Raw genomic sequence first — 14065 nt, 5'->3', positions numbered from 1 at the left:
AGCGACGCCGACGCTTTGCAGGCAGGCTCTCGCCCTATTTCACTTTCACCACGTCATCCGGCTTCCAGGTCTGGTCGAAGAACTCGGTTCCCGTGCCGTAAAGTCGCACTGCCGCGATGAAATCGCGACCCCGGACTGTCTGTATCCAGTTGGTGTCAGGGGCTTCGGCCGGTTTGGTCGCTCCGAAATAGAGATCAACCGATCCGTCGTCATTGGTCTTCACTTTGTAGAAGCCATTGATCGATGGAAGCAGCTGCTTGGTTTCCGGCATCGATCCATCCGTGACATTATAGGCCGTCACGGCCCAGAAGAGCGCCGCGGGCGGATCGGGAGGCAGGTGGAGCTTGTAGCCATTCGAACCGTTGAGGAAATTGCCATCGGCGTCGCGTGCCGTGAACGGATACTTGGAACCGGCATCCAGTGTGCGCATGACCATCGCGGGGGCGGAGGAATAGGCGAACTGGAAGTATGAGGCTCTCTGGAGAACGTCGAGATAGCTGTCCTGCATCCATTCGGCCGTGCCTCCGGCCCAAATGTTCTCATACTGGCGATCTTTGTAATAGAGATTGCGCTTGTCCGGGCGACCGAGCTGGCGGCTCGCCAGGATCATCTTGGGCGCCGTTTCGATCGCCTTCTGCAATGCCGCGTTCTGTTTGTCGGTAGGCTCGAAGGGAACGCCCTTTATGATGCCGATCGAGGCGAGAACGCCGCGTGTCACGGGGTCGATGGAAGCAACAGGCTCGTAGTCGACAAATGCCTTCAGCTTCGACCAGTAGGTGCTGCCGGTCGGATACATCATGTTGACGCGCTTGCCGCTGGCATCGGGGAATTGCATCGGCTTCACGTCCTTCTCAGTCGCCCAGAGAGGATAGACACGCGTGCGCTCGGCGTTCGCGGCGGCCGGCGCCGGGTCGGGTCCGTTTTCGCCCTTGGCCATCACCGTGCGGAAGAACAGGAAGACATTATAGGTTGGTGACTTGAAGGCGAAGTAGCCCTTCGGAATTTCACCGTCGTAGTCCGGCGGCAGAAGGAGATAGAGGCCGCCACGCGCCCTGTCCGGGCCAATCGCGCCGACGTCGGTCAGTGTGCGCTGGTAGAAATCGGTGAACATGCCGATGACGTTCGGGGGTGCGGCAACAACAAGCGGCCCGTCCCTTTTCAGATCAAGGTAGCTCATCGAGTAAATGACGTCGGCGTTGGGTGTCGGAACCCAGGTTCGACTATCCATACGCTCCTTCCAGATCGGCAGAACGTTATAACCCGCGCCGAATGTGGACTCAGAGCCATCCTTCATGCCTATCGTATTCAGAATGGGGATTGTCATGACGTAGGCCTGGACAGCATTCTGATAATAGAACTCGTCGCGCAGTGCCTCAGCTTCCTGCTGCGGCAGCCAGTTTCCCTTGTTTATCTGTTCCATGAGCGGAGGAATTTGGGCGCCGCCGTCCTGGGCGAGCGCCGGAAGGCTGGCAGCGACCGCAAGTCCAAACAACGATGCGGCGGTCGCCGTGGCAAGACGAAATTTCGACATCACTGGTCTCCTGCTTGCAAGGAGGCGAAAGGAGGACGCCGCCCGTTTTCAGAGAGACCTCAAGGCCAGGAAGATGGAAGTACGTTACGGTAACTCGACAACGCAAAAGGCGGGCACCGTGGTCCGCCTTTTCTCATTCAACTATTGCTGGGATCACCCGCCGCGAGCGGCGCGCTCCAGCCGCCCCAGACGTAGATCGAGAAGAACAGGAGGAGCCAGACCACATCGACGAAGTGCCAGTACCAGGCAGCGCCCTCGGCACGATTTCGCCGAGGGCGGACTTTTCGTCGACGCTCACCCCTTCTGCAGCTTCACCTTCAAAGCCTCGATCTTGGGCGTAATCGTATCGCCGCCGGAGAGTTTCGGCGTGAACTTCGCCCACTTGCCGCCCTTGCTCGGCTCGGCGCGGTAGAGAACCGTTGGCTTGGCGGCGTCGCGAGCCCAGAGCTGACATTCGTTTGAATGGTTTGTGCCCCAGGCGCCGGTCCACTGGTCCGATACGCATAGCTTGCCGTCGGCGGTGGACCATGTGCCTTCGGCGTGCGACGGACCGTTTCCGGTGTAGCCGAGCATCCTGCCATCGGCGGCGAGGTACCAGGAGATCGGCTCTTTCTCGCCCTTGTGGCCTTTTTCCGTGAAGTTGTATGTCTTGCCGGCGAACATCTGCTTGATCTCGGCCGCGGGGACCGGCGCGGTGCCTTTTGGCGCCGCCTGGGCGAATGCGAGGTTGGTGAAAGCAAGAGTGGGAAGGGCAGCCAGGACTGCGAAAGCGATCATCGGTCGCATGGGATACTCCTGTGTTTCGCGTGGATGTGCCCGTCAGAAGACGGCCCGCATCATGCGGGGGTCCAAGTTCGGCGGAGCCGTTTCTGGCAGTGGAAAATTGGTGACCGGAAACCGTCGGACAACCACGCCCTCAGTTACACAGGTCCGCAGGCACCCCCTCCGGTCACCATCTGCAACGCTATAGAAAGTGCGGCGGGAACGCATATATCATCTGGTATATGTTCCTCGAAATGCTTGACGGAAGCCGATCGGGAGCGACGGCCTTCGGCCATTTTGCTGAATTCATTCCGTGAGTTGGCCGACACCCAGGACAAGGCGTGCCAGTTCGCTCTGGCGCTTCGAGCCGGTCTTGTCGAAGACGGCGTGGAGCTGGGCGCGGATCGTGCCCACGGAGACGTCGCGCAACCGCGCCACCTCGTCGACGCTCCTGCCGAGGCCGATCTCCTTGGCGACGGAGGCTTCGGCGGGCGTCAGGTCGTAGAGACTGGCCAGGATGCCGTCGTCCACCTTCGCCTCCTTCAGCACGGGCGTGATCGCCAGTAGCAGATCAGCCGCGTTAAAGATGTCGTTTGCGGCTCCTGCGATCGGCAGGGCGTGGACGACCATCGCCGGATGACCCTCGCGCGCGGCAATGGGGAAGGAGCCGCCATATTGCGAAACACGCGATTCCAGCAGGGACGCCCAGCGGGCATCGGCCGTCTTCTGGTCGATGACCAGCCGATGGCGACAGTCGCGCATCACGTCGGGGAGGAGGCTCTGAAAGCTCCGGTTGGCGACGACCAGCCGGCCGTTCTTCAGCGCGCCCGCCCAGATGCCGAGGGCTTCCATCGCGTCCAAGGTCGACTTGATCTGCTCGAACTTCAATCGGGATGCCAGAAGTGCGGCGCGTGCCAGATGCGGCCTGATCTCGGTCAGTGCCGTCGTCACCTCGCCCGGAAGCGGCCCTTCCTCGTAGCTGCGATGGACGGAGATCTTGATGATATCTCCCGAGGGCGAGGTGATGCCGGTTCCGGCGTGCCAGAAGCATCCGTGGGGCCGCATGAAGCCCTGATAATACTCGCTCTCCATCATTTCCTCGTAGGTCATGATGTCGGTATCCATCAAGAAGCGCGGCTCGGAGAACTTGCGGCTGCGCTCCTCGCTCAGGAGATACGGGTTCTTCGCGCCCCAGCCTTCCTTGATGTAGATCTCCATCTTGGGAATGGCGGAATCGTTGCCGATCCAGCGGGCCACGCCATCCGGCGACACGCCCATCAGCACGCCATCATGCGACTGGCTGCGGCGCGCCAGCTGGTCGAGCAGCCCGCGGCCCTTCCAGAGCTCGGGCACGACCGCCGCCTCATATATCGATGCGATAAGCTCGTGATCCATGGATACCCCCTGCGACACCCCAGGCGCGAGAATATCACGGCGGGCACAACCGAGAAATATATTCGGCCATGCTGATGTAACCGACTTTAGGTTGAAGGCTGGCACAAAAAATGTGGAACCGCGGTATCCCGACGGTTCCACGCTAACGCAAAAGGCGGGCACCATGGCCCGCCTCTCTTAAATCAGTTACCCCGGCGATCACCCCGCCGCGAGCGGCGCGCCCCAGCCGCCCCAGACGTAGATCGAGAAGAACAGGAACAGCCAGACCACGTCGACGAAGTGCCAGTACCAGGCGGCAGCCTCGAAGCCGAAGTGCTGCTTGGGGGTGAAGTCGCCGCGCATGGCGCGGATCAGGCAGACCAGCAGGAAGATGGTACCGACGAGCACGTGGAAGCCGTGGAAGCCGGTCGCCATGAAGAAGGTGGCGCCGTAGATCGAGTTCTTGAAGTCGAACGGAGCGTGGGCGTATTCGTAGGCCTGGACGCTGGAAAACAGCACGCCGAGCAGGATCGTCAGCGTCAGGCCCTGGATCAGGCCCTTGCGGTCGTTGTGCAGCAGCGCGTGGTGCGCCCAGGTGACCGTGGTGCCGGAGAGAAGCAGGATGACGGTGTTGTAGATCGGCAGGTGCCAGGGATCGAGCACCTCGATGCCCTTCGGCGGCCACTGACCGCCGGTGAAGGCGACGCGCGAGGCCTGGATCGCCTCGTTCGGGAACAGGCTGACGTCGAAATAGGCCCAAAACCAGGCGACGAAGAACATCACTTCGGACGCGATGAACATGATCATGCCGTAGCGCAGGTGCAGCGAGACTACGCTGGTGTGGGCACCCTCGTGGGCTTCCTTCACCGTATCGGCCCACCAACAGAACATGGTGTAGAGGACGACGATCAGGCCGATGAAAAACATCCATGGCTGCGCCCATTCGATGCCGAACAGATGCAGCGAGCCGCCGCTGAGATAGCGCATGTAGCCGACGCCGCCGAAGGCCATGACGAAGGCGCCGATCGAGGCCACCAGCGGCCACGGGCTCGGGTCGATGATGTGATAATCGTGATGTTTCTGATGCGCATCGGCCATATAAGCTACCCCCAGATCTCTTCCTCTTCGCCCGGCTTAGCCGGAAACGAACCCAGTATCAAAGTTTCTTTTCAAGCGTTTTCGTTCCATCCTCGCGCGACGCCAGCGGCTTCGGGCCCTCCTTGGGATAGAACGTGTAGGACAAGGTGATGGTGTGGATGTTCTTCGATTCCACCGTCCTGGTGATCTCGGGATCGATGTAGAAGACAACAGGCATGTCCAGTTTCTCGCCCGGCTTCAGCACGGTTTCGTTGAAGCAGAAGCACTGGACCTTGTTGAAATAGACACCCGCCTCGCCCGGCGTGACGTTGAACACGGCCTGGCCGCGCTGCGCTTCGCTGGACTTGTTGACGGCGGTGAAGTTCACCTGGATCGTTTCGCCGATGCGCGGGTTGACCTCGCGCTCGACCGGCTTGAATTCCCATTCGAGGCCGGGCGCGACATTGGCATCGAAAGTGACGCGCATCTTGCGGTCGAGAATTTCGGACGACGCCTGCTCGACGCGCTGCGTCGTGCCGTTGTAGCCGGTGAGCTGGCAGAACATGCGGTAGAGAGGCACGGCGGCATAGCTCGCGGCGCCCATGCCGAAGACGAAGGCGAGGCACATGAAGACGACGGCGCTGTTGTTGCGCGGCTTGCCCTGTGTGACCTGCTTCGTCTCGCTCATATCAGCCGTGTCCCCCGGTGAATTTCACGATGGTGATCGCGTAAAACAGGATGACGAGGCCGGCGAGCACCAGGCCGAGCGCGACGTTGCGGTTGCGGCGCGACTTGCGCTGTCCCTCGGTGAGCTTGACGGTTTCGATCACAGCAGCATTCCCCAGTGCGAGACAAGGAAGGAGGCCAGGCGATCGAACATCAGGGCCGAGAAGATGGCGAAGAGATAGAAGATGGAATAGGCGAAGAGCTTCTTGGCCGGCACCATTTTCTCGTCGCCGTCGGGCATGCGCCAGCAGATGACGGACCAGTAGACGAAGATGGCGCTGAGCAGCGCGGCAACGACGCCGTAGCCGGTGCTGGCGAAACCGAGGAAGGTCGGGGCGACGGCGCTGACGGCCGTCAGCACGGCATAGACGACGATCTGGTTCTTGGTGGTGCGCTCGCCCGATACGTTCGGCAGCATCGGCACGCCGACGGATTCGTAGTCACGCATCTTGAACAGCGCCAGCGCCCAGAAATGCGCCGGCGTCCAGAGGAAGATGATCATGAAGAGCGTGATGCTCTCGATCGTGACGCTGTCGGTCACGCAGGCCCAGCCGATCATCGGCGGGAAGGCGCCGGCGGCGCCGCCGATGACGATGTTCTGCGGCGTCGAGCGCTTGAGCCACATCGTGTAGATGACGGCGTAGAAGAAGATGGTGAAGGCGAGGATCGAGGCTGCGAGCCAGTTGACGGCGAGCCCGAGGATCGAAACGGAGAAACAGGAAAGCACGAGGCCGAAGGCCAGCGCCTCGCTGGGCTGGATGCGGCCATCAGGGATCGGGCGCTTGGCGGTGCGGGTCATGACGGCGTCGATATCGGCGTCGTACCACATGTTGAGGGCACCGGAGGCGCCGGCGCCGACGGCGATGCACAGGATGGCGATCGCGCCGATCACAGGGTTGATGTGGCCGGGCGCCACGATCAGGCCGGCAAATGCGGTGAAGACCACAAGCGACATCACGCGCGGCTTGAGGAGCTCGAAATAATCGCGTGCGCTGGCTTCCGACATGCGAAGCTCGCTGTCGTGTCCAAGGCTGTTGCGATCGTCGATGACTGTCATTGGTATTGTCCTGAAAACTGAACTGTGACCGCCGCGCTCCTCCGGCGGCGATCACGATGTCTCGCATCCATTTACTTGATGCGCGGGAGCTGTTCCCATTGGTGATAAGGGGGTGGCGACGAAAGCTGCCACTCGAGGGTCGTAGCACCCTCACCCCATGGATTGTCTCCGGCGACGCGCTTCCTGGCGAAGGCTTCGAAGACGCCGAAGAGGAAGATCAGCACGCCAACGGCCGAGATGTAGGAGCCGATGGACGACACGTAGTTCCAGCCGGCAAAGGCATCGGGATAGTCGATGTAGCGGCGCGGCATACCTGCCAGGCCGAGGAAGTGCTGCGGGAAGAACACCAGGTTTACGCCGATGAACATGACCCAGAAGTGCAGCTTGCCGATGAACTGGTTGTACATGTAGCCCGACATCTTCGGGAACCAGTAGTACCAGCCGGCGAAGATCGCGAAGACCGCGCCGAGCGACAGAACGTAGTGGAAGTGCGCCACGACGTAGTAGGTGTCGTGCAGCGAACGGTCGAGACCGGCGTTCGCCAACTGCACGCCGGTGACGCCGCCGACGGTGAACAGGAAGATGAAGCCGATCGCCCAGACCATCGGCGTTGAGAAGGTGATCGAGCCACCCCACATCGTCGCGATCCAGGAGAAGATCTTCACGCCCGTCGGCACGGCGATGACCATCGTCGCGAAGACGAAGTAGCGCTGCGCATCGAGCGACAGACCGACCGTGTACATGTGGTGGGCCCAGACGACGAAGCCGACGGCGCCGATCGCGACCATGGCGTAGGCCATGCCGAGATATCCGAAGACGGGCTTCTTCGAGAAGGTCGAGATGATGTGGCTGACGATGCCGAAGCCCGGCAGGATCAGGATGTAGACCTCAGGGTGACCGAAGAACCAGAACAGGTGCTGGTAGAGGATCGGATCGCCGCCGCCTTCAGGCGAGAAGAAGGTCGTGCCGAAGTTGCGGTCGGTCAGCATCATGGTGATGGCGCCGGCGAGAACCGGGAGCGACAGCAGGAGCAGGAAGGCGGTGATCAGCACCGACCAGGCGAAGAGCGGCATCTTGTGCAGCGTCATGCCCGGAGCGCGCATGTTGAGGATCGTGGTGATGAAGTTGATCGCACCTAATATCGACGACGCGCCGGCGATGTGGAGCGCGAAGATCGCGAGGTCGACCGCCGGTCCCGGCGTGCCGGAGCTCGACAGCGGCGGATACATCGTCCAACCGCCGCCTGCACCGTAGGCGCCGGCCGGGCCTTCGACGAACATCGACAGGATGAGCAGGAAGAAGGCCGGAACGATCAGCCAGAAGGAGATGTTGTTCAGGCGCGGGAAGGCCATGTCGGGTGCGCCGATCATGATCGGCACCATCCAGTTGGCGAAGCCGCCGATCATCGCCGGCATGACCATGAAGAAGATCATGATCAGCGCGTGCGCGGTCGTGAACATGTTGAACATCTGCTTGGCGCCATCGATGGCGGCATCGCCCTCGTAGCCGTAGACCATGGCGGCGAGGCCATGGAAGATCTGGATGCCGGGTTCCTGCAGCTCCATGCGCATGGCAACGGAGAGCGCGCCGCCGATGATGCCGGCGATGATCGCGAAGATCAGGTAGAGCGTGCCGATGTCCTTGTGGTTCGTCGAGAAGAACCAGCGGTTGACGAAGCTCGGCTTGTGCGAATGGTCATGATGGTGATCGTCATGGTGATGATCGTCATGCGCGTGGGCGCCGTGATCGTGGTCATGCGAATGATCGTGTGTCGAAGGTCCAGCCATTGGTGCGTTCCCTCTTCCTTACTTTGCGACGTTATCGGCAACGTCGACGGCCTTTGCGGGACCATCGGTTGCGGCCATGAGTGCCTTGTAGGCTCCGGGAAGGTCGGCGGCGGCCGTGGTCAGCCACTGCTTGTACCTGTCCTCGGAGACGACACGGATGGCGATCGGCATGAACGCATGGTCCTTGCCGCAAAGCTCGGAACACTGTCCGTAGAACAGGCCTTCACGCTCCGCCTTGAACCAGGTCTCGTTGAGGCGCCCGGGAACGGCATCGATCTTGACGCCGAAGGACGGCATGGCGAAGGCGTGAATGACGTCGGTCGGAGCGGCGGTCACGAGAACGCGAACCGTCTTGTTGACAGGCAGCACGAGCTCGTTGTCGACGGTGAGAAGACGCGGATAAACCGCCCGGTCTTCCTTGCCGGCGGCGGCGCGGTCCTGATCCTTGAGCAGGAAGGAATCGAAGGCGAGCTGGTTTTCGCCAGTGCCTTCATACTCGTAGTTCCACTGCCACTGGGTCGCGGTCGCCTTGATCGTCACGTCGGGGTTTTCCGGCAGCGTCAGCTGGTCGGTCAGAAGCGTGAAGGACGGGATCGCCAGGAACAGCAGCACCAGAACCGGGCCGACGGTCCACACGATCTCGATCAGCGTGTTGTGGCTGGTCTTCGACGGAACCGGGTTCGCGCCGGCGCGAAACTTGAAACAGACGACGATCAGGAGCACCAGCACGAAGAGCGTGATGGGAACGATGAACCAGAGGGTATATTGCTCGAACCAATGAATGGAGCGCATGATCGGCGTGGCCGCCGGCTGCAATGTTGCCTGCCAAGGCATCGGTTGGTCGGCATAACTGCCGGAAGCAAACAGCAGACAGCATAGCGCTGTCATGGCTGCGTAAGCCTTCTTCATCACGTTAACATCTCCCTCTAGCGCCGACCCGCGCAAAAACCGTGCGGAATCTTGCCATCCTCTGCGCTTCAAACCACAGTTTGCTACGCGCCGCAACAGCGCAAAGCATTTGTAGATGCGGCATTTTCGCTTCCCTCCACGTCCCGGAAACATGACTGAAAATGGCATCTTTAGAGACCATCATAGGCAAATTCGCCGCGCCGGCCAATCGACTTGGCGAACATTCTCTGGTTAACGTCCCATTTCCGCCGTAGTCCCCGGCTTTTCAGCAGGTGGGGCTTTTCATTTTGGATGGGTCGCCTCACTTTAGCGGCACTGATTCGAATTCCAGAGGTTTTCATGGGTTTCCCTTCGCTTGCACGGCCGTTTATCCTGGCAGCGTGTATTGCGGCCGCCGCGACGGCGCCCGCCTTCGCCCAGCAACCCGCGCCGACCCCGCAGCCGGCTCCCGGCGCGCCGGCGGCTCAGGCGACCCCGGGCCAGACGCAGCCGCAGGCTCCCGGCACGGTGAAGTCGAACCACGGCGCATGGTCCGTCGTCTGCGACAAGCCGGCCGGCGCTTCGACCGAGCAGTGCGCGCTGATGCAGAACGTCATCGCCGAGGATCGCCCGGAAGTCGGGCTGTCGGTCGTCGTGCTGAAGACTGCCGACCGCAAGTCGAAGATTCTCCGCGTGCTCGCACCTCTCGGCGTGCTGCTGCCGAACGGTCTCGGCCTCAACGTCGACGGCAAGGATATCGGCCGCGCCTATTTCGTGCGCTGCTTCGCCGACGGCTGCTATGCCGAAGTCGTGCTCGAGGACGAACTCTTGAAGACCTTCCGCAGCGGCGCCAGCGCTACCTTCATCGTCTTCCAGACGCCTGAAGAAGGCATCGGCATTCCCGTCGACCTAAAGGGCTTCGCCGAAGGCTACGACGCGCTTCCCTGATACCTGGCCCGGCTTCAGGCCTGATCGCTTCTGCGATCCTTACGAATTCGACACTTGCTCGAACCGTCCCCGGGACCTACATCGGCTGGAAGCACTTCCTGCCGCAGCGGAGCATAATGACATGAATACCGATCTCCTGACGCTTTTCGACGCCGACGAAGCGAAGATGCGTTCGCTTGTCGCCGAGGCCCTTTCCGGCGCCGACGACGGAGAACTGTTCATCGAGCACGCGCAGGCGGAATCGCTGATGTTCGACAACGGCCGCCTGAAGGGCGGCAGCTTCAACACCGAGCAGGGTTTTGGCCTGCGCGCGGTTGCAGGCGAAGCGGTGGGCTATGCGCATGCCGGCGATCTCTCGGTCTCGGCGCTGAAGCGGGCGGCCGACGCCGTGGGCGCGGTGACGCGCGGCTATACCGGCAGCTATGCGGCCGCTCCGCAAGGGACGAACAAGAAGCTCTACAGCGACGAGAACCCGATCGGCTCGCCCACCTTCGAGGAGAAGGTAAAGGTCCTGCAGGACATCGACGCCTATCTACGGGGCAAGGACGACAAGGTGCGGCAGGTGACGGCCTCGGTCGCAGCCAGCTGGCAGGTGGTCGACATCCTGCGCGCCGACGGCCACCGGGTGCGTGACATCCGCCCGATGACGCGCATCAACATCTCGGTCATGGTCGGCCAGGGTGACCGCCAGGAAAGCGGCTCCTACGGCAGCGGCGGGCGCATCGGCTTTGGCGACTTCATCGCCGAGGGCAGCTGGCAATACGGCGCCGACGAGGCCCTGCGTCAGGCGCTGGTCAATCTAGAGGCGATCGAGGCCCCGGCCGGAACGATGGACGTGGTGCTTTCCTCCGGCTGGCCGGGCGTGATGCTGCACGAGGCCGTCGGCCACGGGCTGGAAGGCGACTTCAACCGCAAGAAGACATCGGCCTTCGCCGGCCTGCTCGGCCAGATGGTCGCGGCCCCGGGCGTCACCGTGGTCGATGACGGCACGATCGACAACCGCCGCGGCTCCATTACCATCGACGACGAAGGCACGCCGTCGGCCTACAACGTGCTGATCGAAAACGGCAAGCTCGTCGGCTACATGCAGGACCGGCAGAACGCGCGGCTGATGGGCATGAAGGCAACCGGCAATGGTCGCCGGCAGGGCTATGCGCACGTTCCGATGCCGCGCATGACCAATACCTACATGCTCGGCGGCGACAAGACGCCGGAAGAAATCATCTCGTCGGTCAAGAAGGGCATCTATGCCGTCTCCTTCGGCGGCGGACAGGTCGACATCACCTCGGGCAAGTTCGTGTTCGGCTGCACCGAGGCCTATCTGATCGAGAACGGCAAGATCGGTCCCGCCGTCAAGGGCGCCATGCTGATCGGCAATGGTCCGGATGCGATGAAGCGGATCTCCATGGTCGGCAACGACATGAAGCTCGACACCGGCATCGGCAATTGCGGCAAGGCGGGCCAGTGGGTTCCCGTCGGCGTCGGCCAGCCGCATCTGAGGATGAACCAGGTCACCGTCGGCGGCACGCAGGCGTAGGCCCCTCCCCGATGACCGATATCCGCATTCGCCCCTTCGCGCCGTCGGACAAGGACGGCGTGATCTCGACGATCCTTCCGATCCAGAGCGAGGAGTTCGGGATCGCGATCACCGCCGCCGACCAGCCGGATCTTTCAGCCATTCCCGAGTTCTACCAGTCGGGCAAGGGTCAGTTCTGGGTGGCGACATCGGATGACATCGTGGTCGGCACGATCGGCCTCAAGGATATCGGCAACGACCAGGCGGCACTGCGCAAGATGTTCGTGGCGGCGGATTTTCGCGGGCGCGAACGTGGCGTGGCCACGGCACTTCTTGCGGCACTGGTGCGGCATGCCGAAACGCAGGGGCTTTCCGACATCTATCTCGGGACGACGGACAAGTTTCTCGCCGCGCATCGCTTCTACGAGAAGAACGGCTTCATCGAAGTCGAGAAGAGCACGTTGCCTGAGAGCTTCCCCGTCATGGCCGTCGACAGCAAGTTCTACAGGCTGAGCCTACGCGCCGCCTGAGGCTCAGAGAGCTTAATCCGGCGAAAACCGCCACTTGCGCTTGATCGCCGACGCGAGGTCGAGATCGTTGCGGTGCGCGAAGAGCAGGATATGGCCGAGCACGTCGGCGGCTTCGTCTTCTAGGTCGCGGGCCATGTCCTCGCCGGAACGGCCCTTCGGCCGCCCTCGCCCGCTCACACGGTTCCAGGCCTGGGTCAGCTCGCCCATTTCTTCCTGAAGCTTCAGGAGGAACCAGTCGGCATCGCGCGTGATGCCGTTTTCTCCGGCATAGGCGCTCGAGGCACGCTCGAATTTTCGGGCAAGATCGTCCAGCATCATGTTCTCCTTTCGTTTCCGTAGGAGAACCCTGATTCAGTGACAATGTCCAGTCAGAATGGCTGGCCGATCAGCCGTGATCGGGCAGCAGCATGCAGTCGTAGGAGCGCTTCTTCAGCGCGTCGCAGGCGGACGTCGCGGCGTCGCGGCTCTGGAAGCCGACGAAGCGTGCGCGGTAGACCTTGCTGGAACCGCTGCCGACGGCTTCGGTGTAGGGAGACGCGGTCTTCAGCGCCGGACCACCTTCGGCCTTGGCGAGAGCGAGAAGCGCACGCGCGGCATCGTCGGTCGGGGCGGCCGAGATCTGGATCTGCCATTCGCCGTTGGCGACGGGGCGCGAAGCGGCGGGCTTGCCGGCATTGGCCATTTCGTCCAGCGCGGACGGGCGCTCCATCGGCACGGTGTCGCTGAGATAGCCGAGCGCCTGGGGCGGCGGCGCGAGCTCGTTCGAGCGGGGTGCCGTTGCCGGCAGCGGCAGATCGCTGGCGGCAGCGGCGGAGGCAACCTCGACCGGCTGGCGGGCGTTGACGCTGGCGACCAGCTTGCCGCCGCTCGTTGCGCGGCCAAGATACTTGTCGAGAAGGTTTTCCATGATCGCATCGCGGCTGCGGGCCGTGCGGCCGCCCATCACCACGCCGACGACGCGGCGGTTGCCGTCGCGGACAGCGCTGACGAGATTGAAGCCGGAGGCATTGGTGTAGCCAGTCTTGATGCCGTCCATGCCTTGATAGCGGTACATGAGATTGTTGTGGCCGCGGATCTGCTTGCCGCGGAAACTGAAGCTCTGCGTGGCGAACAGGCGGTACTCGTTCGGATAATTGCGCATGAGGGCTACGGCGAGCGTGGACATGTCGCGAGCGGTGGTCACTTGACGGCTGTCGGGCAGACCGGATGCGTTCGTGAAGACGGTGCGGCTCATGCCGAGCTGGCGCGCCTTCTGCGTCATCATCCGGGCGAAATTGCTTTCCGAGCCGCCGAGCTTCTCGCCCATGGCGGCAGCGGCGTCGTTGGCCGACTTGGTGATCATGCCGAGGATCGCTTCGCGCACGGTGATCGTGGTGCCGGGGCGCACGCCGAGCTTGGTCGGCGGGCGGGAGGCGGCGTATTTCGACATCACGATCGGCGTATTCCAGGTCATCTTGCCACGGCTCATCGCTTCGAAGGCCATGTAGATCGTCATCATCTTGGTGAGCGATGCGGGATGGTTGAGGGTATCGCCATTCTCGGAGGTCAGAACCTTGCCCGTCCGTGCATCGAGGATCAGGGTGGCGCTGCCTGCCATTGCCGCCAATGGCGCTGCAACGACGAGCGTCGCAGTCATAAACGCGGCCAATAGCTTTCTCATGCACTTCCCCTCAATGTACTGGTGACGCGGTCCCACGCGGATGTCCCGTTACGCTATAAGAGGCCACAATGTGGCGCGACTTTGCGGCAACTGATACCATTTTTCTCAAGTTTTACCTTTCTTGGTGAAGAAACGGTAAAACGGAAAGAAAAAAGCTCAATGTTCAGTAACACTTAACCTCAGGCCTGATAATTTCGCCGCCCGACGAG

At 62.1% G+C, this 14065-nt stretch carries 14 protein-coding genes and 1 pseudogene; 3 read left to right on the top strand and 12 right to left on the bottom strand.

Features of this window, described 5'->3' with window-relative positions:
* Positions 1-34: 34 nt before the first annotated feature.
* The 10 genes and pseudogenes from QTL95_RS12225 to coxB form a co-directional block, all read right to left on the bottom strand.
* Positions 35-1531, bottom strand: coding sequence for a DUF1254 domain-containing protein (locus tag QTL95_RS12225; RefSeq protein ID WP_289720226.1), 1497 nt, complete (start codon positions 1529-1531; stop codon positions 35-37).
* Positions 1532-1668: 137 nt separating this feature from the next.
* Positions 1669-1788: pseudogene (locus tag QTL95_RS12220) on the bottom strand (cytochrome c oxidase subunit 3); the annotation flags it as partial.
* Between the two features lie 37 nt (positions 1789-1825).
* Positions 1826-2317: a DUF995 domain-containing protein gene (locus QTL95_RS12215; protein WP_289720225.1), complete on the bottom strand. Its 492-nt coding sequence runs from the start codon at positions 2315-2317 to the stop codon at positions 1826-1828.
* A 282-nt stretch (positions 2318-2599) separates the two neighbouring features.
* A complete protein-coding gene (locus QTL95_RS12210; protein WP_289720224.1) occupies positions 2600-3688 on the bottom strand; it encodes a helix-turn-helix transcriptional regulator in 1089 nt (362 codons plus the stop codon).
* A gap of 198 nt (positions 3689-3886) precedes the next feature.
* Complete coding sequence (locus QTL95_RS12205; RefSeq protein WP_289720223.1) at positions 3887-4765, bottom strand: cytochrome c oxidase subunit 3; 879 nt, start codon at positions 4763-4765, stop codon at positions 3887-3889.
* A gap of 58 nt (positions 4766-4823) precedes the next feature.
* Positions 4824-5432: a cytochrome c oxidase assembly protein gene (locus QTL95_RS12200; RefSeq protein ID WP_289720222.1), complete on the bottom strand. Its 609-nt coding sequence runs from the start codon at positions 5430-5432 to the stop codon at positions 4824-4826.
* A 1-nt stretch (position 5433) separates the two neighbouring features.
* The gene (locus tag QTL95_RS12195) at positions 5434-5574 is read right to left on the bottom strand and encodes a hypothetical protein (RefSeq protein WP_037180922.1); all 141 of its coding nucleotides are present in this window, start codon (positions 5572-5574) and stop codon (positions 5434-5436) included.
* Positions 5571-6527, bottom strand: coding sequence for a heme o synthase (locus QTL95_RS12190; RefSeq protein WP_289720221.1), 957 nt, complete (start codon positions 6525-6527; stop codon positions 5571-5573). The genes QTL95_RS12195 and QTL95_RS12190 overlap by 4 nt, the downstream gene beginning before the upstream one ends.
* A 71-nt stretch (positions 6528-6598) precedes the next feature.
* Positions 6599-8314 carry a cytochrome c oxidase subunit I gene (gene ctaD, locus QTL95_RS12185; protein ID WP_289720220.1) on the bottom strand — a complete coding sequence of 572 codons (1716 nt, stop codon included), beginning with the start codon at positions 8312-8314 and terminating at the stop codon, positions 6599-6601.
* 18 nt (positions 8315-8332) lie between these two features.
* Positions 8333-9223, bottom strand: a complete 891-nt coding sequence (gene coxB / locus QTL95_RS12180; protein ID WP_289720219.1) for a cytochrome c oxidase subunit II — start codon at positions 9221-9223, stop codon at positions 8333-8335.
* A 339-nt stretch (positions 9224-9562) separates the two neighbouring features.
* Between coxB and QTL95_RS12175 the strand changes: the two genes are divergently transcribed.
* From QTL95_RS12175 to QTL95_RS12165, 3 genes are all read left to right on the top strand, one after another.
* Positions 9563-10150 carry an invasion associated locus B family protein gene (locus tag QTL95_RS12175; protein ID WP_289720218.1) on the top strand — a complete coding sequence of 196 codons (588 nt, stop codon included), beginning with the start codon at positions 9563-9565 and terminating at the stop codon, positions 10148-10150.
* A 121-nt stretch (positions 10151-10271) separates the two neighbouring features.
* On the top strand, positions 10272-11687 hold the full coding sequence (tldD, locus tag QTL95_RS12170; protein WP_289720217.1) for a metalloprotease TldD: 1416 nt from the start codon (positions 10272-10274) through the stop codon (positions 11685-11687).
* Positions 11688-11698: 11 nt separating this feature from the next.
* Positions 11699-12196, top strand: a complete 498-nt coding sequence (locus tag QTL95_RS12165; protein WP_289720216.1) for a GNAT family N-acetyltransferase — start codon at positions 11699-11701, stop codon at positions 12194-12196.
* Positions 12197-12208: 12 nt separating this feature from the next.
* On the opposite strand, the gene QTL95_RS12160 is transcribed toward QTL95_RS12165, so the two are convergent.
* Together QTL95_RS12160 and QTL95_RS12155 are read right to left on the bottom strand one after the other, a co-directional pair.
* Positions 12209-12511 carry a pyrophosphatase gene (locus QTL95_RS12160; protein WP_289720215.1) on the bottom strand — a complete coding sequence of 101 codons (303 nt, stop codon included), beginning with the start codon at positions 12509-12511 and terminating at the stop codon, positions 12209-12211.
* 70 nt (positions 12512-12581) lie between these two features.
* A complete protein-coding gene (locus tag QTL95_RS12155; RefSeq protein ID WP_289720214.1) occupies positions 12582-13856 on the bottom strand; it encodes a D-alanyl-D-alanine carboxypeptidase family protein in 1275 nt (424 codons plus the stop codon).
* Positions 13857-14065 lie beyond the last annotated feature (209 nt).

Source organism: Rhizobium sp. S152 (assembly GCF_030380735.1).
GTDB lineage: Bacteria > Pseudomonadota > Alphaproteobacteria > Rhizobiales > Rhizobiaceae > Rhizobium.
This window is presented reverse-complemented; position numbering and strand designations above follow the sequence as displayed.

Coding starts and splice junctions, on each gene's coding strand:
- QTL95_RS12225 (WP_289720226.1), bottom strand. CDS start 1,531: ATGTCGAAATTTCGTCTTGCCACGGCGACCGCCGCATCGTTGTTTGGA.
- QTL95_RS12215 (WP_289720225.1), bottom strand. CDS start 2,317: ATGCGACCGATGATCGCTTTCGCAGTCCTGGCTGCCCTTCCCACTCTT.
- QTL95_RS12210 (WP_289720224.1), bottom strand. CDS start 3,688: ATGGATCACGAGCTTATCGCATCGATATATGAGGCGGCGGTCGTGCCC.
- QTL95_RS12205 (WP_289720223.1), bottom strand. CDS start 4,765: ATGGCCGATGCGCATCAGAAACATCACGATTATCACATCATCGACCCG.
- QTL95_RS12200 (WP_289720222.1), bottom strand. CDS start 5,432: ATGAGCGAGACGAAGCAGGTCACACAGGGCAAGCCGCGCAACAACAGC.
- QTL95_RS12190 (WP_289720221.1), bottom strand. CDS start 6,527: ATGACAGTCATCGACGATCGCAACAGCCTTGGACACGACAGCGAGCTT.
- ctaD (WP_289720220.1), bottom strand. CDS start 8,314: ATGGCTGGACCTTCGACACACGATCATTCGCATGACCACGATCACGGC.
- coxB (WP_289720219.1), bottom strand. CDS start 9,223: ATGAAGAAGGCTTACGCAGCCATGACAGCGCTATGCTGTCTGCTGTTT.
- QTL95_RS12175 (WP_289720218.1), top strand. CDS start 9,563: ATGGGTTTCCCTTCGCTTGCACGGCCGTTTATCCTGGCAGCGTGTATT.
- tldD (WP_289720217.1), top strand. CDS start 10,272: ATGAATACCGATCTCCTGACGCTTTTCGACGCCGACGAAGCGAAGATG.
- QTL95_RS12165 (WP_289720216.1), top strand. CDS start 11,699: ATGACCGATATCCGCATTCGCCCCTTCGCGCCGTCGGACAAGGACGGC.
- QTL95_RS12160 (WP_289720215.1), bottom strand. CDS start 12,511: ATGCTGGACGATCTTGCCCGAAAATTCGAGCGTGCCTCGAGCGCCTAT.
- QTL95_RS12155 (WP_289720214.1), bottom strand. CDS start 13,856: ATGAGAAAGCTATTGGCCGCGTTTATGACTGCGACGCTCGTCGTTGCA.